The organism is Curtobacterium sp. MCSS17_008 (genome assembly GCF_003234185.1).
Classification (GTDB): Bacteria; Actinomycetota; Actinomycetes; order Actinomycetales; family Microbacteriaceae; genus Curtobacterium.
This window is the reverse complement of sequence record NZ_QKSM01000003.1, coordinates 66,540-86,271: the sequence shown is the minus strand read 5'-3', so window position 1 is coordinate 86,271 and position 19,732 is coordinate 66,540. Positions and strand designations below refer to the sequence as shown.

At 72.7% G+C, this 19,732-nt stretch carries 20 protein-coding genes; 10 read left to right on the top strand and 10 right to left on the bottom strand.

Annotation, left to right across the window (positions count from 1 at the left end; translation table 11 throughout):
- Nucleotides 1-36: 36 nt before the first annotated feature.
- The 3 genes from DEJ23_RS04815 to DEJ23_RS04805 are packed head-to-tail and all read left to right on the top strand — an operon-like array spanning nt 37 to nt 1,960.
- A complete protein-coding gene (locus DEJ23_RS04815; RefSeq protein ID WP_181429117.1) occupies nt 37-510 on the top strand; it encodes a MarR family winged helix-turn-helix transcriptional regulator in 474 nt (157 codons plus the stop codon).
- A 25-nt stretch (nt 511-535) separates the two neighbouring features.
- Nucleotides 536-958, top strand: coding sequence for an organic hydroperoxide resistance protein (locus DEJ23_RS04810; RefSeq protein WP_111239134.1), 423 nt, complete (start codon nt 536-538; stop codon nt 956-958).
- 27 nt (nt 959-985) lie between these two features.
- Nucleotides 986-1,960 (top strand): zinc-binding dehydrogenase, encoded by a 975-nt coding sequence (locus DEJ23_RS04805; RefSeq protein ID WP_181429134.1) that lies wholly within the window; start codon nt 986-988, stop codon nt 1,958-1,960.
- 79 nt (nt 1,961-2,039) lie between these two features.
- On the opposite strand, the gene DEJ23_RS04800 is transcribed toward DEJ23_RS04805, so the two are convergent.
- On the bottom strand, nt 2,040-3,497 hold the full coding sequence (locus tag DEJ23_RS04800; RefSeq protein WP_111239132.1) for a sugar porter family MFS transporter: 1,458 nt from the start codon (nt 3,495-3,497) through the stop codon (nt 2,040-2,042).
- 191 nt (nt 3,498-3,688) lie between these two features.
- Nucleotides 3,689-4,198 carry a hypothetical protein gene (locus tag DEJ23_RS04795; RefSeq protein WP_111239131.1) on the bottom strand — a complete coding sequence of 170 codons (510 nt, stop codon included), beginning with the start codon at nt 4,196-4,198 and terminating at the stop codon, nt 3,689-3,691.
- A gap of 109 nt (nt 4,199-4,307) precedes the next feature.
- Between DEJ23_RS04795 and DEJ23_RS04790 the strand changes: the two genes are divergently transcribed.
- Nucleotides 4,308-5,213, top strand: a complete 906-nt coding sequence (locus tag DEJ23_RS04790; RefSeq protein WP_111239130.1) for a LysM peptidoglycan-binding domain-containing protein — start codon at nt 4,308-4,310, stop codon at nt 5,211-5,213.
- 108 nt (nt 5,214-5,321) lie between these two features.
- On the opposite strand, the gene pgi is transcribed toward DEJ23_RS04790, so the two are convergent.
- The 4 genes from pgi to DEJ23_RS04770 form a co-directional block, all read right to left on the bottom strand.
- Nucleotides 5,322-7,031 carry a glucose-6-phosphate isomerase gene (gene pgi / locus DEJ23_RS04785; RefSeq protein WP_111239129.1) on the bottom strand — a complete coding sequence of 570 codons (1,710 nt, stop codon included), beginning with the start codon at nt 7,029-7,031 and terminating at the stop codon, nt 5,322-5,324.
- 169 nt (nt 7,032-7,200) lie between these two features.
- On the bottom strand, nt 7,201-9,456 hold the full coding sequence (locus DEJ23_RS04780) for a cation-translocating P-type ATPase (RefSeq protein ID WP_111239128.1): 2,256 nt from the start codon (nt 9,454-9,456) through the stop codon (nt 7,201-7,203).
- Complete coding sequence (locus DEJ23_RS04775; protein WP_111239127.1) at nt 9,453-9,671, bottom strand: heavy-metal-associated domain-containing protein; 219 nt, start codon at nt 9,669-9,671, stop codon at nt 9,453-9,455. Before DEJ23_RS04775 ends, DEJ23_RS04780 begins: the two co-directional genes overlap by 4 nt.
- A gap of 31 nt (nt 9,672-9,702) precedes the next feature.
- Entirely contained in the window at nt 9,703-9,999 is a 297-nt protein-coding gene (locus tag DEJ23_RS04770) for a metal-sensitive transcriptional regulator (protein ID WP_111239126.1), read from the bottom strand.
- A gap of 158 nt (nt 10,000-10,157) precedes the next feature.
- Here DEJ23_RS04770 and DEJ23_RS04765 point away from each other — a divergent pair, with 158 nt between their 5' ends.
- From DEJ23_RS04765 to DEJ23_RS04740, 6 genes are all read left to right on the top strand, one after another.
- Nucleotides 10,158-11,351, top strand: coding sequence for an AraC family transcriptional regulator (locus tag DEJ23_RS04765; RefSeq protein ID WP_111239125.1), 1,194 nt, complete (start codon nt 10,158-10,160; stop codon nt 11,349-11,351).
- Nucleotides 11,352-11,515: 164 nt separating this feature from the next.
- Nucleotides 11,516-11,971, top strand: coding sequence for an Asp23/Gls24 family envelope stress response protein (locus DEJ23_RS04760; RefSeq protein ID WP_111239124.1), 456 nt, complete (start codon nt 11,516-11,518; stop codon nt 11,969-11,971).
- Entirely contained in the window at nt 11,964-12,155 is a 192-nt protein-coding gene (locus DEJ23_RS04755; RefSeq protein ID WP_111239123.1) for a DUF2273 domain-containing protein, read from the top strand. Before DEJ23_RS04760 ends, DEJ23_RS04755 begins: the two co-directional genes overlap by 8 nt.
- The gene (locus DEJ23_RS04750; protein ID WP_111239122.1) at nt 12,152-12,484 is read left to right on the top strand and encodes a hypothetical protein; all 333 of its coding nucleotides are present in this window, start codon (nt 12,152-12,154) and stop codon (nt 12,482-12,484) included. Before DEJ23_RS04755 ends, DEJ23_RS04750 begins: the two co-directional genes overlap by 4 nt.
- Nucleotides 12,485-12,493: 9 nt before the next feature.
- Nucleotides 12,494-13,084 carry a DUF6286 domain-containing protein gene (locus DEJ23_RS04745; protein WP_111239121.1) on the top strand — a complete coding sequence of 197 codons (591 nt, stop codon included), beginning with the start codon at nt 12,494-12,496 and terminating at the stop codon, nt 13,082-13,084.
- The gene (locus DEJ23_RS04740) at nt 13,081-13,644 is read left to right on the top strand and encodes a hypothetical protein (protein WP_111239120.1); all 564 of its coding nucleotides are present in this window, start codon (nt 13,081-13,083) and stop codon (nt 13,642-13,644) included. Before DEJ23_RS04745 ends, DEJ23_RS04740 begins: the two co-directional genes overlap by 4 nt.
- 21 nt (nt 13,645-13,665) lie before the next feature.
- On the opposite strand, the gene DEJ23_RS04735 is transcribed toward DEJ23_RS04740, so the two are convergent.
- From DEJ23_RS04735 to rimK, 4 genes are all read right to left on the bottom strand, one after another.
- Nucleotides 13,666-14,640 (bottom strand): NAD(P)-dependent oxidoreductase, encoded by a 975-nt coding sequence (locus DEJ23_RS04735; protein WP_111239119.1) that lies wholly within the window; start codon nt 14,638-14,640, stop codon nt 13,666-13,668.
- A complete protein-coding gene (locus DEJ23_RS04730) occupies nt 14,637-17,378 on the bottom strand; it encodes an alpha/beta fold hydrolase (protein WP_111239118.1) in 2,742 nt (913 codons plus the stop codon). The genes DEJ23_RS04735 and DEJ23_RS04730 overlap by 4 nt, the downstream gene beginning before the upstream one ends.
- Nucleotides 17,375-18,448 (bottom strand): 3-oxoacyl-ACP synthase III, encoded by a 1,074-nt coding sequence (locus DEJ23_RS04725; protein WP_111239289.1) that lies wholly within the window; start codon nt 18,446-18,448, stop codon nt 17,375-17,377. Before DEJ23_RS04725 ends, DEJ23_RS04730 begins: the two co-directional genes overlap by 4 nt.
- 68 nt (nt 18,449-18,516) lie before the next feature.
- Nucleotides 18,517-19,695, bottom strand: coding sequence for a 30S ribosomal protein S6--L-glutamate ligase (gene rimK, locus DEJ23_RS04720; RefSeq protein ID WP_111239117.1), 1,179 nt, complete (start codon nt 19,693-19,695; stop codon nt 18,517-18,519).
- Between the last annotated feature and the right edge of the window lie 37 nt (nt 19,696-19,732).

Genomic DNA, 19,732 nt, shown 5'->3' with positions numbered 1-19,732 from the left:
GTTGTGCACAACCCGGTTGCGTGCAACACTCTGAGCATGCCGGTGACCGACGAGATGGTGTGCTTCTCGCTGTACGCGGCGTCCCGGGCAACGACCCAGGCGTACCGCGCGCTGCTCGAGCCCTGGGGCATCACGTACCCGCAGTACCTCGTCCTCGTGACCCTGTGGATCGAGGGCGACCAGACCGTGTCGAGCCTCGGCGAGCACCTGCAGCTCGACTCGGGCACGCTCTCACCCCTGCTCCGCCGCATGGAGCAGGGCGACCTGGTGCGCCGATCCCGCCGCAGCACCGACGAGCGCGTCGTCACCGTGACGCTCGGCGAGCGCGGCCGCTCCGTCCGGTCCGAGCTCGCCCACGTCCCCGCGCGGATCGCGGCAGGCATGGGACTGCCCGACGAGCAGTCGGCACTGGAGCTCATCGCGACCCTGCAACGACTGACCGCGACGATGCACGCCGCGGCCGACGGCACCGGCGCGGCGGTCGACGCCCCCACGGCACCGACCCACTGACCCCACGAAGGAAGGAAGGACCCACATGGACGTCCTCTACACCGCCGAGGCCCTCGCCACCGGCGAAGGCCGCAACGGCCACGTCACCACGAGCGACGGCACGGTCGACTTCGACCTCGCCATCCCGAAGGAGATGGGCGGTTCCGGCAACGGCGCGAACCCCGAGCAGCTCTTCGCCGCCGGGTACGCCGCGTGCTTCCACTCCGCCCTGCAGGGCGTCGCCCGCGCGCAGAAGGTGCAGATCACCGACTCGTCCGTCGGCGGCCGCGTGCAGATCGGCCCGGACGGCCAGGGTGGCTACCAGCTCGCCGTCATGCTCGAGGTCGTCATCCCCGGCATGGAGCACGACCAGGCCCAGGCCCTCGCGGACGCCGCGCACCAGGTCTGCCCGTACTCGAACGCCACCCGCGGCAACATCGACGTCACCATCGTCGTCTCGGAGGACTGACCCATGACCGACACCACCCCCACCACCATGCGCGCCGTCGTGCACGAGACCTTCGGCGAGCCAGCCGACGTCCTGACCGTCGCCGAGCGTCCGGTCCCGCAGCCCGGTCCCGGCCAGGTGCTCGTCCGCACGGTGCTCTCCCCGATCCACAACCACGACCTGTGGACCATCCGCGGCACCTACGGCTTCAAGCCCGAGCTGCCCGCCGCCAGCGGCACCGAGGCGCTGGGCGTCGTCGAGGCCCTCGGCGAGGGCGTCGACCGCCTGCAGGTCGGCCAGCGTGTCGCCGGTGGCACGTTCGGCGTCTGGGCCGAGTACTACGTGACCGATGCCGCCGGGCTCGTCCCCGTGCCGGACGCGATGCCCGACGAGGCCGCCGCGCAGCTCGTCTCGATGCCGTTCAGCGCGATCAGCCTGCTGCACTCGCTCGACCTGCACGAGGGTGACTGGATCATCCAGAACGCCGCGAACGGCGCCGTCGGTCGCATGGTCGCGCAGCTCGGCAAGGCCCGCGGCATCAACGTGATCGGCCTGGTCCGTCGCGCCGAGGGCGTCGACGAGCTCCGCGAGCAGGGCATCGACCGCATCGTCGCCACCGACGCCGAGGGCTGGCAGGACCAGGTCCGCGAGCTCACGGGCGGCGCCCCGATCGTCGCCGGCGTCGAGTCCGTCGGTGGCAAGGCCGCGGGCGACATCGCCTCGGTCCTGGGCGAGGACGCGACGCTGGTCGTCTTCGGTGCGATGGCCTCGCCGACGCTCGAGATCCCGTCGGGCAAGGTCATCTTCGGCCAGATCACGGTCAAGGGCTTCTGGGGCGCGGTCGTCAGCAAGACCATGCCCGCCGAGCTCAAGGGCCAGCTCTTCGGTGAGCTCATCACCCGCGTGCTCGACGGCTCGCTGACGCTCCCCGTCTCGGAGACCTTCGTGTTCGAGGACGCCCGGGACGCGGCACGCGCCAGCGACACCGCCGGCCGCGTCGGCAAGGTGCTCCTGCGCCCGTAGCGGGTCGCGACCGCACGACGGACGGGAGGCACGGTGCCAGCCGACACCGTGCCTCCCGTCCGTTCCGGTGTGCGCCGCGTCAGCGGCGCGGCGCCTTCTGCAGCACCGTGAAGATGTTGCCGGTGGTGACCCCTTCCTCGACCTCCTCGAGGGTGCGACCACGGCTCTCCGGGACGAACTTCCAGATGAAGAGCAGGGCCAGGACGCCGACGGCGGCGAAGCCGAAGAAGGTGCCGGTGATGCCCGTGGCGGCGACGATGGTCGGGAAGTACAGCCCGAGGAACGCGTTCGCGGTCCAGAGGCAGAACACCGCGATGCCCATGCCGAGCGCACGGATCTGCGTCGGGAAGATCTCCGACAGGATCACCCACGTGGCGATGTTGAGGAACGTCTGCATCGACCCGACGAAGGCGACGACGAGGAACAGGATCACCCACGGGCGGGCGGGGTTGCCCTCGACGAGCGTCATCGACGCGATGCCAATGAGGAAGTGGCACACCGTGGTGAGCGAGTACCCGAGGATCAGGGTCGTCCGGCGGTTGATCTTCTCCATGTTGTAGATCGCGATGAAGCCACCGACGACGGCGATGACGCCGGGCGCGATGTTCGCGATGAGGGCCGCGGACGACTCGAAGCCCGACTCGATGAGCACGGTCTGGCCGTAGTACATGATCGAGTTGATGCCGGTCAGCTGCTGCGCGATGCCGATACCCGCGCCGATGAGCACGATCCGGATCAACCACTTGTTGCCGAGCAGCGTGCGCCACCCGCTGACCTGCTGGACCTTCGCCTCGGCCTCGTTCGTGCGCTTGATGTCGTCGAGCTCGGCCTTCGCGCGCTCCTCCGACCGGATCTGCCCCAGCACCGACAGGGCCTCGCCGTACCGGCCCTTCGACGCGAGCCAGCGCGGGGACTCGGGCACCCGGAGCATGCCGACGAAGAGTGCGATCGCGGGCAGGGCGCAGACGGCGAGCATGACGCGCCAGACGCCGTCGCCCTCACCCCAGAGGTTGCCGATGATCGCGTTGACCACGAAGGCGGCGAGCTGACCGATCACGATCATGAGCTCGTTGCGCCCCGAGAGCGATCCGCGGATCTCGTAGGGCGCGAGCTCGGCGAGGAAGACGGGCACCACCGTCGATGCGCCGCCGACCGCCAGGCCGAGCAGCACACGACCGACCACCATCACCCCGAAGGCGGGGGCGAAGACGCAGGTGAGCGTGCCGACGAAGAACGTGACCGCGAGCAGGATGATCGTGTTGCGCCGGCCCCAGCCGTCCGCGATCCGACCGCCGAGCACGGCCCCGACCGCGGCACCGAAGAGGAGCGAGCTCGTGACGACACCCTCGGTCAGGTTGGTCAGGCCGAGCTCCTCCTTCATCGGGAGCAGCGCGCCGTTGATCACGCCGGTGTCGTAGCCGAAGAGCAGGCCGCCGAAGGTCGCGACCAGGGCCAGGACGCCCAGACGGCGACGGTGGGGGCCCTCCCCCACCGGTGGAAGTGCGACGTTCGGTGCTGTCGGCTTGATGTCGACCATTCGATGACTCCTTCGTCGGGTGACTGCGCGGCGTTGCGTGCAGCGAGGGTGTCCCGATTCCATGTCCTGTCAATTGGACATTCTGTCGACCTGACGTTGGACCGATCCGGGAAACGCCTCAGGAGCGAGGGAGCGGTCCGATGTGTCACGGCCCGGAACCACCCTGGCCGACGGCGGGTGGCCGGGGAGGCTCAGTCGGACGAGGAGGGACCGCCGTCGAGGACGTCTCCGAGCGATGCCATGCCCGCTCCGTGGTCGGTGTACCGGCGGACCGTCCGGCGCGCGGCAGCGCTGGCGGCACCGCCGAGTGCCGGGTTCCGCCGTGCGGCATCCGCCACCCGGCCCGCGTGGCCCGCGGTCGACAGCAGGACGTTCGCCAGCGCGCGTGCAGCGCCTGGCTCCGGCACCCCGGTGACCGTCCAGGCGCTCCGGAGCTGCTCGTCCGGAGTGACCCCGCGACGGGTGCCCATCCGGTGCCAGTCGGACAGTGCACCCTCGGTGCGCTCGGCAGCCCGTTCCACCTCTCCCGCGCGCCGGCGCTCGACCGCTCGGACGGCGTCGGCCGAGGCGTCGTCCGTGCCGTGCTCGCGACCCCCGACCGCGGCGGCGCGCTGCCGGGCGACGGTGTCGTCACCGCCGGCCTCGGCGATGCGTGCGGCGTGGGCGGCGGCTGCTGCGGCGAGGATGTCGTGGCGGTCCATGCCTCGACGGTAGCCGCTCGCACCGACAGCTACACCCTCGGACACATCGCCGCACCGCGGTCCCTCCCGCGCCGGACCCGGCGGTAGCATCGGGAACCGAGGGGGAATCATGAACCGAACCGTCGCGACCGGCGGCACCGCTCTGGTCGTCGCCGTCGCGCTGTCCGGGTGCTCGCTGCTCGGCGGGTCCGACGGAGCGCTCCGCGCGCCCTCGGACCCGCCGACGGCGAGCCGGACCCCCGCATCGACGGCGACGCCGACCCAGGACCCGGACGCGGCCCTGCTCGAGGCATCGGCCACACCCCGTGCACCGACACCGGTCGCGACCGAGGCCGCCGTGCCCGATCCGGCGCTCACGCCCATCCCCGCCGGGACGGTCCTGACGGAGGGCGACGTCGCTTCCCCCAAGGGCAGCATCCACTTCCACTACCGGGTCGTCGCCGACGGGGACGACACCTTCACGGCGCAGTACACCGGCGTGACGTCGTCGCTCCCCGTACCGGTCGGCGTGGGGTTCTTCGAACGTGAACGACAGGTGGGCGACGGGCTGACCTACCCCGGCGTGGGGGACACCGTGCTCGGCGGTCCGACGCCGACGCCGGTCGCGAAGGAGGTCCCGCTGGACGGCTCCGGCGTCGACCCGTCCGGGCTCGTCACGCTCGTGGTGGCCTCCGCGGCCGACGCGGGGCGGACGGACCTGCCGATCGAGATCGCGGCCGGCAAGGTGCTCGCGGTCGCGCCGGTCCGCTGGTCGGTGCCGGAGCGGCAGACGAACGTGCACCCGGTCGACGGCGGCTCGCGGGCGAACGCCGCCGGGCCGGTCACGGCGTCGACGGCGTCCGGGGCACCGCGCTCGTACACGGTCGCGCGCGACGACCTCATCGGGGACGTGGCCGCTCGATTCGGCATCAGCGTGAAGGCACTCGTCTGGCTGAACGCCGACGTGCAGGTCTTCGGCGACGACCAGTACCTCTACGCGGGCACCACGCTCAACCTCGATCCGCTCGCGCGCTGACGCGCACGCCGCGCCCCGGCCGGGTCGCCGCCGGCGGACATCGCCAGGAGACGGACGGGAGGCCCGTGGCGGATCCGCCACGGGCCTCCCGTCCGTCAGGTGCGTGCGCTACTCGCCGCGCAGCTCCAGGTACTTCGCGATGAGCGCCTTGGTCGACGAGTCCTGCGACGCGAGCGCGTCCTGGTCGCCGTCGACCGCCGGGGCGATCTGCAGTGCGAGCTGCTTGCCGAGCTCCACGCCCCACTGGTCGAACGAGTCGATGCCCCAGATGGTGCCCTCGGTGAAGACGATGTGCTCGTACAGCGCGATGAGCTGGCCGAGCACGCACGGGGTGAGCTCCGGCGCGAGGATCGACGTCGACGGCTTGTTGCCCGTGAAGGTGCGGGCCGCGACGATCCCCTCGTCGGTGGTGCCCTCGGCGCGGACCTCGTCGGCGGTCTTGCCGAACGCGAGCGCCTTCGTCTGCGCGAAGAAGTTCGCGAGGAACAGCGCGTGGACGTCCTGGCCCGGCTGCACGGCCTTCCCGTCGCCGGACTCGTCCTTGAGCGGACGCGCCGGCTTCGCGACGGTGATGAAGTCCGCCGGGATCAGGCGCGTGCCCTGGTGGATGAGCTGGTAGAACGCGTGCTGGCCGTTGGTGCCCGGCTCGCCCCAGAAGACCTCGCCGGTGTCCGTCGTGACGGGCGAGCCGTCCCAGCGGACGCGCTTGCCGTTCGACTCCATCGTGAGCTGCTGCAGGTACGCGGCGAAGCGGTGCAGGTACTGCGTGTACGGCAGGACCGCGTGGCTCTGCGCGCCGAGGAAGTTCGTGTACCAGACGTTGAGCAGGCCCATCAGGACGGGGACGTTCTGCTCGAGCGGGGTGGTGCGGACGTGCTCGTCGACCGCGTGGAACCCGGCGAGGAACTGCTCCCAGTTCTCCTTGCCGATGGCGATGACGACGCTCGTGCCGATCGCGGAGTCGACCGAGTAGCGGCCACCCACCCAGTCCCAGAACCCGAAGGCGTTCTCGGGGTCGATGCCGAACGCGGCGACCTTGTCGAGCGCGGTCGAGACGGCGACGAAGTGCTTCGCGACGGCGTCCGACTTCTCGTCGTCGCTCGCGTCGGTGAGCCCCAGCCGCTCCCAGAGCCACTGGCGCGCGAGGCGGGCGTTCGTCAGGGTCTCGAGGGTGCCGAAGGTCTTCGACGCGACGATGAAGAGCGTGGTCTCGGGGTCGAGGTCCGCGGTCTTCTCGTAGATGTCGGCGGGGTCGATGTTCGAGACGAAGCGCGCCTCGAGACCGGCCTGCACGTACGGCTTGAGGGCCTCGTAGACCATGACCGGGCCGAGGTCCGAGCCACCGATGCCGATGTTCACGACGGTCTCGATGCGCTTGCCCGAGACGCCGGTCCACTCGCCCGAGCGCACCTTGTCGGCGAAGGCGTAGACCTTGTCGAGCGTCGCGTGCACGTCGGCGTCGACGTCCTGACCGTCGACGACGAGCGCCGGCTCGATGCCCTTCGGTCGACGGAGCGCGGTGTGCAGGACGGCGCGGTCCTCGGTCACGTTGATGTGCTCGCCGGCGAGCATCGCCTGGAAGCGCTCGGCGACGTGCGTGTCCTTCGCGACCTGGAGCAGGGCGCCGAGGATCTCGTCGTCGACGAGGCCCTTCGACAGGTCGACGGTCAGGTCCGCGGCCTGGAAGGTGTAGCGCTCGGCACGACCGGGGTCGCTGTCGAACCACCCTCGCAGGTCCGGGGTGAAGCCGTCGGCGATGCCGGCCAGCTTCTTCCAGCCTTCGGTCGATGTGGGGTCGACGGGAGCGGATTCGGTCACTTCGGTCCTCCTGGGTACCTTCAAGACGTACTGGACCGCGGGTCACCGCAGCGCTGCGTCGCGGACCACGTCCGAGCGTAGTGCCGTCGCGGTCCGCCCGCGCACAGTCGGCGGACCGTGCGGCGTCCCGGCCCGGGCGTCGCCCGCCCGGTGGGCCGGACGCCCGACCTCAGTCGGACGGGGCGAAGCGGCGGAGGCGGAGGCTGTTGGTGACGACGAACACGGACGAGAAGGCCATCGCAGCACCCGCCAGCACGGGGTTGAGCAGCCCCGCCATCGCGAGCGGGATCGCCGCGACGTTGTAGGCGAACGCCCAGAACAGGTTGCCCCGGATCGTCCGCAGCGTTGCCCGCGACAACCGGACGGCGTCGGCCACGACGGTCAGCCGACCGCTCACGACCGTGATGTCGCTCGCCGCGATCGCCGCGTCCGTCCCGGCCCCCATGGCGATGCCGAGGTCCGCCGCCGCCAGCGCTGCCGCGTCGTTGACCCCGTCACCGACCATCGCGACGCTCCGCCCGACGGCCTGCAGTCCGCGGACCGTGTCGAGCTTCGAGGCGGGGGTCGCCCGGGCGTGCACCTCGTCGATGCCGACCTTCGCGGCGACCGCCCGTGCAGCACCCTCGTTGTCACCGGTCAGCAGCACCGGTCGCAGGCCGAGCGCGACGAGACGGCGCACGGCCTCGGCGGCCTCGGGCTTCACGGTGTCGCCGACGACGACCGCGCCGAGCACGGCACCGCCCCGAGCGACCAGCACCGCGGTCCCACCGTCGGACTCGGCCGCGGCCACCCGGTCGGACAGCTCGTCGGGCACGTGGAGGGCCCACGCCTCAGCCGACCACCGGGCGGTCCCGACGACGACGACCTCGCCGTCGACGACCGCCTGCACGCCGGCACCCGGCGTCGCGGTGAACTGCTCCGCGACCGGCACGTCGAGGCCCTGCTCGCGGGCGGCCCGGACGACCGCGCGGGCCACCGGGTGCTCCGAGCCGTCCTCCGCCGACGCCGCCACGGCGAGCAGCGCCGCAGCGGTGACGTCGTCGCCCGCCGTCACCACCGCGGTCAGTCGCATCTCGCCCGTGGTCACGGTGCCGGTCTTGTCGAGCACGATCGTGTCGACGCCACGGGTGCGCTCGAGCGCCTGCGGCCCGCCGATGAGGATGCCGAGCTGCGAGCCCCGCCCGGTGCCGACGAGCAGCGCGGTCGGCGTCGCGAGTCCGAGTGCACACGGGCACGCGATGATCAGTGTCGCCACCGCGGCCGTGAACGCGGCGGTCAGGGAGCCGCCGGCCACCAGCCACCCGACGAACGCGAGCACGGCGAGCCCGATGACGACCGGCACGAAGACGGCGGAGACCCGGTCGGCGAGTCGCTGCACCTCGGCCTTGCCCGTCTGCGCGTCCTCGACCAACCTGCCCATCCGGGCGAGCTCGGTGTCGGCGCCGACCGCCGTGACCTCGACCACGAGCCGACCCCCGACGTCGATGGTCGCCCCGGTCACCCGGTCGCCCGGCCGGACCTCGACCGGGACCGACTCGCCGGTGAGCATGCTGAGGTCGACGGCCGACGACCCCTCGCGGACGACACCGTCGCTCGGGATCCGCTCCCCCGGCCGCACCACGACGACGTCTCCGACGACGAGCGACGCGGCGGGCACGCGGGTCTCGACCGGACCGGACGGGCCGTCGCGCAGGACCGAGGCGTCCTTCGCCCCGAGCTCGAGCAGCGCGCGCAGTGCCGCTCCGGAGCGCTGCTTCGCCCGGGCCTCCATGTACCGACCGGCCAGGATGAAGACCGTCACGGCGGCGGCGACCTCGAGGTAGAGGTCACTCGCCTCGGGGTCGGTCGCGAACCACGAGAAGGCCATGTGCATCCCGGAGCGCCCGGCGTCGCCGAGGAAGAGCGCGTACAGCGACCAGCCGAACGCGGCGAGGACCCCGACGCTCACCAGGGTGTCCATCGTCGCGGCGCCGTGCCGCGCGTTCACCCACGCGGCGCGGTGGAACGGCAGGGCGCCCCAGACCGCGACGGGTGCGGCCAGGGCCAGGGCCGCCCACTGCCAGTCCGGGAACTGCAGCGGTGGCACCATCGACAGCAGGACGACGGGCACCGCGAGCACCGCGGACACGACGAGCCGCTGGCGGAGCGGGGCGGTCGGGTCGTCCGGCAAGGACCCGTCGTCGTCGGTTCCTGCGGGCGGCTGCTGGACGTGCACGGTCGCCCCGTACCCGGCTGCCTCGACCGCGGCGACGAGCGCCGTGGTGTCGACCGCCTCCGGCCCGGTGACCTCGACCTGCGCCTGCTCGGTCGCGTAGTTGACCGTCGCGGTGACGCCGGGCAGCTTGCCGAGCTTGCGCTCGATGCGGTTCGCGCACGACGCGCAGGTCATGCCCGTGATGTCGAGCTCGACGGTGCTGCCGCTCACCGGGCCACGACCTCGTAGCCCGCCTCCGCGATCGCTCCGCGCAGGGCCTCGTCGTCCAGTGGTGCGTCCGACGTGACCGTGACGGTCGACGAGCCGCCCGGCACGAGGTCGACGGCGACACCGGTGACACCGGCGAGCTCGGAGACCTCCTCCGTCACGCTCGCCACGCAGTGCTCGCAGGTCATCCCGGTCACGGCGACGGTCTCGGTGGTCATGAGTGCTCCTCTGGTGGTGGTGGCGTGGGGGTCAGGAACGGACGAGCCGGGCGATCGCGTCGCTCGCCTCGCGCACCTTCGCGTCGGCGGCGTCGCCGCCCTCCGCGACGGCCTCGGCGACGCAGTGACGCAGGTGGTCCTCGAGCAGCGACAGCGCCACACGTTCGAGCGCCCGGTTCGCCGCGGAGATCTGCGTGAGGACGTCGATGCAGTACGTCTCGTCCTCGACCATGCGCGCGATGCCGCGCACCTGCCCCTCGGCGCGGCGCAGCCGCTTGAGCAGGTCCTCCTTGTCGTCGATGTACCCGACGTGTGCGTGCTCCTGCATCCCGACCTCCGTCCTCCGCAACAGGGTACCCCCCAGGGGTATTCCCCCGCCGGTGTCGGACGGGAGGCGCGGCAAGGGTCCGCCACGCGCCTCCCGTCCGTCGTCCGGATCGGGTACACGACCACGCGCTCCGCGGACAGCCCTGGCATGATGCGCGGGTGAGCACCTCGTCGACGAACGGTTTCCGCCGACTGCGGTTCACCGAGCGTGACGGCACCGACTACGCGCGCATCTTCTCCGCCGAGGTCAACGGCCGCGACCTCGGTACCGAGACCTTCGTCACCGACGGCACGCACTACGAGTACACGATCGTCGGGGACGACGACGTGACACTCCGCACCATGCGGTCCGAGGGCGGTCGGCGCGGCGGCGTGATCGGGCCACGCAACGACCACGTGGTGTTCTGGCTCACCAGGGGCCGGTTGGAGATGCACTTCGCCGACCGCACGCGGGTGCTCGAGCCGGGGAGCCCCTACATCGCCTCGGCGTCCGAGGCCTACCGGTTCGCGTCCGCCGACACCGTCTACAACGGCCTGCACCTCGCCGACGCCTTCCTGCGGTCGGTGGGCGAGGAGCTCGGGTACCGACTGCCGAGCGGCCCGCTGCTGTTCGACCAGCAGGACGAGACGGTGGCGCGTCGCGAACCGCTCCGTCGGCTCGTGCAGGACCTCGCACCCGCGCTGCTCGACGACCGTGTGGTCGGGCGGATGCGCACCGCGCTCAACCGACGGCTGGCCGTCGTCGTCCTCGACACCTTCCCGATCCGGAACCGCGGCGAGGACGTCCCGGTCGCGAACCGGCTCCGGGACGCGATCCGGTACATCGAGGCGCACGCGCAGGACCGCCCCTCGGTACCGGACGTCGCCGGCGCGTGCGGACTCAGCCAGCGCGGCCTGCAGGACGTGTTCGCCCGGACCCTCGGCACGACCCCGAACCGCTTCCTGCGCGACCACCGACTGGACTGCGTGCGCCGAGAGCTGCTGCGGACGCCCGGCGACGACGGGGTCACCCCGATCGCCCGACGCTGGGGGTTCACGAACCCGGGCCGGTTCGCCACCGCGTACCGGGAGCGCTTCGGCGAGGACCCGGCGGCGACCCTGCGCACCTCACGCGCCGCCCACCCCGAGTCCGGCCGGACCTCGTGGCGGGTCCGTCGGGCCGTCGCCCACATCGTCGCGAACGCGGAGAGCGCGCTGACCGTCGACGAGATCGCCGAGGCCGCCGGCGTCCGACCGCGCCGCCTGCAGCAGCTCTTCCGGGAGGAGTGCGGTCGGTCGCCGATGGCGTACGTCCGCGCCGTCCGGGCAGCCGGGTCACGCAGCACCGGGGCCGGTTCCGGCGGCCACGACTGACCCGTCCCTGACCGGGGTACACGGAGAACGCCGTTCTGGCGCTCTTCCTGACAGTGCGCTGGATCCGGTGACACCGGCGTGACGAACCTCGGGGCCAGCCCGTCCCATCCGTGAACAGCAACCGCTGGGAACGAGTCCCGGCGGGTCCTCGAAGGGAGCACACCATGGCTGACACCAGCATCACCACCACCACCGCGAGCACTCCCGCGGCTCCTGCGCGAGCCAACGCGTCGGGCACCGCGGGCCGGACGACCATCGACGACACGGTCGTGTCGAAGGTCGCCGGGATCGCCGCCCGCGAGGTCGACGGCGTGCACTCGCTGGGCGGGGGCGCCGCTCGTGCGATCGGCGCGCTCCGCGACGCGATCGGCCAGCGCGACCACGGTCAGGGCGTCAAGGTGGAGGTCGGTGAGAAGCAGGTCGCCGCGGACGTCGTGATCGTCGCCGAGTACCCGGTGTCGCTGCAGCAGGTCGCCGACGGTGTGCGGTCCTCCGTGGCCCGCGCGCTGGAGCAGATCGTGGGCATGGAGGTCGCCGAGGTCAACGTGACCGTGCAGGACGTCTTCATCCCGGGCGACGACGACGAGGACGACGACAAGAAGGAGTCCCGCGTTGCGTGACACGCTCGTCGGTGCCCTGATCGGCGCGATCCTCGCCGTCGTGGCACTGCAGTTCGGGTTCTGGGGCTTCCTCCTGGTGGTCGTGTTCGGTCTGGTCGGTGCGCTCGTCGCGGCGATCGCGTCCGGCAGGATCGACCGGGCCGCGCTGACGGACGTGCTGACCGGACGCCGGAGCTCGCGGTGAACGCCGGCCCGGGGAGCCTCCCGGCGAGCGCGGTCCCGGGCCGGGTCGAGATCACCGTCAAGGCCCTGGCCGCCCTCGCCCGGGCCGTCGCGGCCGAACGACTCGGCGTCCCCGCGAAGCGACTCCGGGTCGGACTCGACGACCACGAGGGCTCCCTCGCACTGGAGGTCACGGGACCCATCCGGGAACAGACCGACGTCGTCCAGGCGGCGAGTTCCGCCGCCGAGAGCATCAAGCACCGCGTGGGTGACCTGGCAGGACGCCACGTGGGCAGCGCCCACATCGAACTGACCGGCATCGTGCGCCGGCACGAGGGAAGGGTCCGGTAGGAGGACGCCATGAGCACACCGTCGTCGAAGACCACGGCGCTGGAGCGACGGCTGCGTCGTCGGAGCATCCACCGGTCCCGGTCCACAGCCATCGCACTGACGCTGGTCGTCGTCGCCCTGGCCGCGGCGTGGATCGGCACCGAAGCGGTCCTCGAGGCCGTCGGGCAGGGCCCGCTGCTGGCGGACCCGCAGATGGTCGTCGATGCCGCGCTCCGGCCTGACGGGGCTTCCACCGCCGTCGCCGCGACCACGGCCGCGGCCCTGGTCGTCCTGGGGATCGTCCTGATCGTGCTGGCCTGCACACCCGGCCGACGGCACCGCTCCGCGGTGGACCACGACCGCGGAGCGGTGGTCGTCGACACCCGGATCCTCGCGTCGACGGCAGCGCACGCAGCCGCCCGCGCCGCCGGCGTCCCCGAGACCAACACCAGCGCCTCCGCACGAGGGCACCGAACCGACGTGCGCGTGGCGCCGTTGTCCGGCGTCCCCGTCGACCAGGCAGCCGTCGAGCGGGCTGTCCGGGAACGCCTCGGTCGGCTCGGCGGCAAGCACGGCACCCGGGTGACGGTGCACGTGGAGCAGAAGGGAACCCTCGCATGACCAGCACGAACCGCACCCTGAACCGGATCCTCCTGCTGGCCCTCGGCCTGGTCGCGATCACCGTCGGTGTCGTCATCGGCGCCGGCGTCCTGACCCCCGTCCGCGATGCCGTGCAGCAGTACGTCACCCTGCCCGGACGGGTCACCGTGCCGGACACCGCGATGTGGGTCATCGCCACGGTGTGCGCGGTGGTGGTCGTCCTCGCCCTGGTGGTGGTCTGCACCCGCGGCGGCGGCGGAACGTCCGTCGCCGTCCGCGAACGCACCGGCACCGACCAGGTCACCGTGAACGTCGCGCTCGTCCGTGACGTCATCGAGCACGAACTGCGCGGTGTCCGCGACGTCGTCAGCACGAAGGTCGACACGTACCTGGTCAAGAAGGACCGCGCCGCCCGCATCAGGGTCCACGTCCGCCGCGGCGGAGACGCCGTCACCGTCCTCGACGCCGTCGACCACGCCGTCACCACCCTCGACCGGACCCTCGGCCGGCCCGTCCCGGTCCTGGTCCACCTCGCCGGTGGTACCCGGAACGCACCGGCACGCACCACCCGCGTCCAGTGACCCGCGGGGCGCGGAGGCGGGTCAGCTGCGGGATGCGGACCGCAGCTGGTCCAACCCCTCGTCGACGGTGACGGTCGGCGACCACCCGAGGTCCTGCCGCGTCCGCCGCTGGTCGAACCAGTGCGCCGTCGAGAGCTGCTCCGCGAGAAAGCGGGTCATCGGCGGCTCGTCGGCGCCGGGACGCACCCGCCACACGGCCTCGACGACGGAACCGGCCACCCGGGCGATCCCGGCGGGCACGTGCACCCGCGGAACCGGCACCCCGGACGCGCGGCAGATCCCCGTGAGGAGCTCCCCGACCGGCCGCGGCTCACCGTTCGTCACGACGTAGGCGTTGCCGTGGACCGCGTCGTCTGCCGCACGCTCGAGTGCGGCGACCATCGCCGAGGCGGCGTTGTCGACGTGGAGCGTGTCGATGAGTGCCGCGCCCGAGTCGAGCAGCGGCAGCCGACCGCGGCGGGCCCGTTCGACGATGCGCCCGACCAGTTGCGTGTCCCCGGGTCCCCACACCAGGTGCGGACGGACCGCGACGACCGCGAAGCCCGGCTCGTCAGCGGCCAGCGCCAGGAGTTCGGCGGCCGCCTTCGTGCGGGCGTAGTGCCCGCGCGCGGCGGCCGGCTCCGCGGGGTCGGCACCGGTGCCGGCGAGCGATGAACCGGTGTGCGCCACGGACGGCGACGAGACGAAGACGAAGCGTTCCGCACCGGCGGAGCGGGCAGCACCGAGCAGGGCCCGCGTGCCGCCGACGTTCACCCGGGCGAAGTCCGCGGGGTCGCCGGCGAGCGAGACCTTCGCGGCGAGGTGCACGACGGCGTCGGTCCCCTCCACCGCACGTGCCACGGCGGCGTCGTCCGTCATCGACCCCAGGACGTCCGACACCCCGTCGACGCGCGACGGCCGGCGCTGGAACGTCCTGACCTCGTGCCCCGCGTCGCGGACGGCCGCCGCCGTCGCCCGCCCCAGGAACCCACTGGCGCCGGTGACCAGGACCCTCACGGGCGGACCATCCGGCCACCGCCGAGGACCGCCGACGCCCAACGCGCCAGCCGCGCGCGATCGACCTTGGAGTTGTGCCGGATGTCGGTCGGCAGCACCGGGACGACCAGCACGGCAGCGAGCCGCACTCCGGCGGCTGCACGGACGGCCGCCGCGAGGTCCGCCGGCGCGAGGCCCGGCCGACGCACGGCGGGGACCGTCTCGACGACGGCGACGACCTGCTGCGTCCCGACGGGGCCGGTGCCGGCGATGCCCGCTCGACCGACGCCCTCGACGCGCTCGATCCGCTGCTCGGGGCCGACCGGTGTGACGACTCCGTCGGGGGTGGTCACGACGTGCTGCAGCCGACCCTCGATCCAGAGGCGCCCCTCGGCGTCGAGGTGTCCGACGTCGCCGGTGCGGTGCCCGCGCGGGTCGGCGACCCCGAGCCGCGAGACCCGGTCCGTGCGCCACAGCCGGTCGTAGCGGTCACGGACGTGCGGGGCCGCGACGACGACCTCGCCGGTGACGCCCGGGTCGTCGGTCGGTGCACCGCTCGGCACTCCTGTCCCGTCGAGCGGGGCGATCCGGACGCGCACCCCCGACGCGGGGACACCGACGCAGATCCCCCGCTCGTCCGCGCCGCCCGCGGCACCCCGCACGCCGTCGAGGTCGATGTCCGTCATGAGCAGCCCCTCGGTCATGCCGTAGGGGGTGTGCGCCGCCGCGTTCGGCATGAGCTCCGTCGCGGCGGCCAGGAGCGTCGCCGACACCGGTGCCCCCGCCGACAGGAACAGCCGGACCCGTCCGAGGGTGCCGCGGTCGTCCTCGGTCAGCTCGGAGGCGGTCGCCACGACGTTCGCGAGGGCCGCTGGCGACAGGAACACGACCGTCGCGTCCGCCGCCGCGACCGCGTCGGCGACCGCGCGCGCCGTCAGGCTCCGGGGTGCGGTGACGTCCATGTCGGGCGCGACGGAACGAGCACCGAGGGCCGGACCGAGCAGGGCGAACGGGGCGAACCCGGCGACGAGGCCCGTGCCGACGCCGACGTCGTACTGTGCCGCGAGGACGTCCCGCACGGCGGCGAGCTGCCCGTGCGTGTAGACGACACCCTTCGCCGGACCGGTCGAGCCCGAGGTGAACAGGACCGCAGCGGGGGCGTCCGGAGCCGGAGCCACGGGCAACGCCGCGCCCGCCCCGAGTCGTCGGGCACCGCGACGGGCGACCTCGACGAGGGTGTGCTCGACGCCGAGGGCCTTCCGGGCCGGTGCGGGCAGCGTGACCGTGGCGATGCGACGGCCCGGCCATCCGAGCGCCCGCGCAGCACCGAGCCCGGGCAGCGCCCCGACGACCCAGTCCGGTCGAGCACCGCGGACCGCGCGTGTGAGACCGCGGAGACCGAGCCCGGCGTCAGCGACCACCACGACGGCACCGATGCGGACGCAGGCGTACAGCACGGCGGTCAGGTCGGCCCCGGGCGTGACGAGCAACGAGACGCGGTCGCCGCGGCGCACGCCGAGGTCGGCGAGACCCGCGGCGACCTCGCGGACGCGCCGCGCGAGCAGCCGCCACGTGACGGTGCGCGGGCCGCCTGCTGCGGCCATCTCGACCAGGGCGGGTCCGTCGTCGTCGGCGAGGTCGTCGAGCGCCGCCCAGATCGGCCGGTGCGCAACGGTGTGCGCATCCGGGTCCGGGTCGGCGCCCGTGTCCGTGTCCGTGTCGGTCCGGAGGCGCGGCTCGCCCCCGTCGACCGGACGGCCGTCCGCCAGGCGGTCGCCGAGCCAGTCCAGCACCGTCCCGGCGACGTCGGCGTCGTCCGGCAGCAGGTGCCCGGCGCCCTCGAAGCGGTGCACGTCGGCGTGCGGCAGCCGGTCGACCAGGTCGTCGAGGTACCGCTCCAGGAACACCGGGTCGCGCGGGCCCCACATCACGAGCGCGGGGACGTCGAGCGCCGCGACACCGGCGGCGATGCGGTCGAGCTCGGCGGCGCTCGGGTGCGTCGCGTCGACGGGGATGTCCGCGACGAATCCGCCGATGCCGCCACGACGGGCAGCCCCGCGGTACGGCGCGCGGTAGGCGTCCGCCGTTGCGCGGTCGAGTCTCGGGTGCGCGATGGCGAGCGTCGTCTCGAGGAACGCCGGCGTCAGGACGGTGCCACGACCGAGCACACCCGGGCGCAGCGCGAGCCGCAGCGGAGCGGGGATCGGGGCGTCGTCGGGCTGGTGCACCGCGGTGTTGCACGTCGCCACGCCCACCACGAGGTCGGGGTGGTCGACCGCCCAGCCGAGTGACACGACCCCGCCCCAGTCGTGCCCGAGCGTGACGACGGGTCCGGTGAGCCCGAGTTCGTCGGTCAGGGCGCCGAGGTCGCGGACGCGGTCGGCCAGGCGGTGCTGGTCGACGGTGCGCTCCGAGAAGCCCATGTCGAGCTGGTCGACCGCGACGACGCGCCAGGCCGGACCGCCGGCCCGTGCGGCGTCGAGGGTGCTGGCCGCGACGGACCGCCAGAGGTACGACCACGTCGGGTTGCCGTGCACGCAGAGGATCGTGCCGACCGGGGTCACGCCGAGTGCGTCCAGCGAGCCTGCCGTGTCGAGGAGGTGCCAGGTGCGGTCGGGGCGAGCCGCGCCTCCCGACCGTCCTGCCGTGTCACCACCCACGGTGACCAGTCGGGACCACGCCGGGTCGAGTCCGGGCAGGGGCGGCGGGAGCGTCGCCGGAGCCGTGCTGGCGGCGACGCGCGGGAGGCCGGACCTCACCAGCGCAGTTCCATCATCGCCGTGTTGATGCCGGAGCCGACGCCGCCGAGGAACACGCGGTCGCCGCGGGTGATGCCACCGCGCGCGACCTCGTCGGCCAGGGTGATCGGGATCGACGCCGGTCCGACGTTGCCGAAGCGCTGGTACGTCGTCGGCACCTTGGCACGCGGGATCCCGATCGCCTCGACGAAGGCGTTCGTGTGCACGTCCGACACCTGGTGCAGCACGTAGCGGTCCATGTCCGCCCAGTCGAAGTGCGCGCGCGCCTCGTTCCACGCGGCGACGACGAGCTCCATGCCGCCCTTGAGCAGCATCTTCGCGTCGGTGAACATGCCGTCGACGCTGCCGACGCACAGGTCGTACCACTGCGTGGCCGCACGGGTCACGCCGCCGATGATGCGGTGTCCCTCCGGGTGGACGTCGGACGGGCCGAGCACGGCGGCCGCGGCGCCGGACCCGAGGGTCAGGCTCGCGAACTCGCTCATGAAGTCCTTGCGGTTCCGGCCGCCCTGGTTCAGCCGGTCGATGGTGTTGAGCTGCACCTGGTCGGCGTCCTCGCCGTCGACCACGAGCGCGTACTTGATCTGCCCGGAGTCGATCATGCCCGCGGCGACGCTCATCGCGTTGACGAACCCGAGGCACGCGTTCGCGATGTCGAAGTTGATCGCGGACGACGGCAGGCCCAGGCCGTGGTGCAGCCGGACGGCGACGCTCGGCTCGAGGTGCGGACGGGTCACGGAGGTGTTGATGAGCAGGCCGACGTCCTCGGGCCGGATGCCCGCCTCGGCCATCGCGCGACGGCCGGCGTCGATCGCGGCCTCGTGGAAGGTCTGGTCCTCGCCCCAGTTGCGGCGCTCGGTGACACCGGCGACGCGCTCGAGCAGCCCCATCGGGAGACGGAGTCGGCGGAGGGCCCCGCGGAGCTTGGCCTCGATGTCGGCCGAGGTCGTCACGCGGTCGGCGGTGGTCGTCGCCACCGACAGCAGCGACACGTTCTGGTGCTTCGCCGTGGCGTTGCCGGGGCGCTCCGGTTCGCTGCTCGTCGACTGGTCGACCGGCCGTTCCGTCATGATCGTCACCGACACATACTTCCGCATCCGACCTGGGTACGCGATCCGGGTGCGCTGAACGGAGCCGGTCAGGCGTCCTTCGGCAGCTTGCGGACCTTCGATCGACGTCGACGACGGTCCGGGATCATCGAGCGCATCTCCTCGAGCTTGCCGAAGCAGAGCAGCCGGTCGCTCGCCTGCAGTTCGACGCCGCTGCGGGGGTTCGGGATCACCGACGCGCCGCGGTGCAGGGTCAGGACGGTGATGTCCCGGTCCCACAGCCCGGACTCCTTGATGGTCTTGCCCACCAGGTCCGCGTTCGTGTGCACGAGGAGCTCGGCGACGCCGTACCCCGTCGAGACGCTGAGGCGCTGGCGGACGTCGATCTCCGGGAACGCCACCTGGTTGCCGATGAAGTCGATGATCGCACCCGCGACGTCGAGGCCCGTCGCACGCTCGATGCCCTCGAGCCCCGGTGACGAGTTGACCTCCATGACGAGGGGACCGTCGTTGCCCTCGAGCATGTCGACGCCCGCGACGCGGAGGCCCATGATCTGCGCCGAGCGCACCGCCGCCTCCTCGTACTCCGGGGTCAGCGTGACCTTCTCGACGGTGCCGCCCCGGTGCACGTTCGACCGGAACTCGTCGCCGCTCGCACTCCGGCGCATCGCGGCCACGACGCGGTCGCCGACGACGAGCGCGCGGATGTCCCGGCCCCGGCTCTCCGAGACGAACGCCTGGATGAGGACGTTCTGCTTCGTCGAGTGCAACGTCTCGACGATCGACTCGGCGACCTTCGCCTCCGGCGCGAGGATCACGCCGATGCCCTGCGTGCCCTCGAGCAGCTTGATGACGACCGGAGCCCCACCGACGCTGTCGATCGCCCCGCGGACGTCGGCGCGGCTGTTCACGAAGGTCGTCGCCGGCATGCCGATGTGGTGCCGGGAGAGGATCTGGTTGGCGCGGAGCTTGTCGCGCGAGTTCGTGATGCCCGTCGCGGTGTTCGGCGTGTAGACGTCCATCTGCTCGAACTGCCGCACCACCGCGGTGCCGTAGTAGGTGATCGAGTTGCCGATGCGCGGGAGCACGGCGTCGTAGTCGCTGAGCAGCCGACCGCGGTAGAGCAGGTCGGGTTCCTCGCCGGACAGGTCGATCGCGAACCGCAGCGTGTTGAGCACCTTGACCTCGTGCCCGCGGTCGACCGCCGCGGCGCGCAGACGCTGCGTCGAGTACGCGTGCGGGGCGCGCGACAGGATGGCGAGTTTCATCGGGGGTGCTCCACAGGGTCGGTGCATCGACGGCGAC

Coding starts and splice junctions, on each gene's coding strand:
- DEJ23_RS04815 (WP_181429117.1), top strand. CDS start 37: ATGCCGGTGACCGACGAGATGGTGTGCTTCTCGCTGTACGCGGCGTCC.
- DEJ23_RS04810 (WP_111239134.1), top strand. CDS start 536: ATGGACGTCCTCTACACCGCCGAGGCCCTCGCCACCGGCGAAGGCCGC.
- DEJ23_RS04805 (WP_181429134.1), top strand. CDS start 986: ATGCGCGCCGTCGTGCACGAGACCTTCGGCGAGCCAGCCGACGTCCTG.
- DEJ23_RS04800 (WP_111239132.1), bottom strand. CDS start 3,497: ATGGTCGACATCAAGCCGACAGCACCGAACGTCGCACTTCCACCGGTG.
- DEJ23_RS04795 (WP_111239131.1), bottom strand. CDS start 4,198: ATGGACCGCCACGACATCCTCGCCGCAGCAGCCGCCGCCCACGCCGCA.
- DEJ23_RS04790 (WP_111239130.1), top strand. CDS start 4,308: ATGAACCGAACCGTCGCGACCGGCGGCACCGCTCTGGTCGTCGCCGTC.
- DEJ23_RS04775 (WP_111239127.1), bottom strand. CDS start 9,671: ATGACCACCGAGACCGTCGCCGTGACCGGGATGACCTGCGAGCACTGC.
- DEJ23_RS04770 (WP_111239126.1), bottom strand. CDS start 9,999: ATGCAGGAGCACGCACACGTCGGGTACATCGACGACAAGGAGGACCTG.
- DEJ23_RS04760 (WP_111239124.1), top strand. CDS start 11,516: ATGGCTGACACCAGCATCACCACCACCACCGCGAGCACTCCCGCGGCT.
- DEJ23_RS04745 (WP_111239121.1), top strand. CDS start 12,494: ATGAGCACACCGTCGTCGAAGACCACGGCGCTGGAGCGACGGCTGCGT.
- DEJ23_RS04740 (WP_111239120.1), top strand. CDS start 13,081: ATGACCAGCACGAACCGCACCCTGAACCGGATCCTCCTGCTGGCCCTC.
- DEJ23_RS04725 (WP_111239289.1), bottom strand. CDS start 18,448: ATGACGGAACGGCCGGTCGACCAGTCGACGAGCAGCGAACCGGAGCGC.
- rimK (WP_111239117.1), bottom strand. CDS start 19,695: ATGAAACTCGCCATCCTGTCGCGCGCCCCGCACGCGTACTCGACGCAG.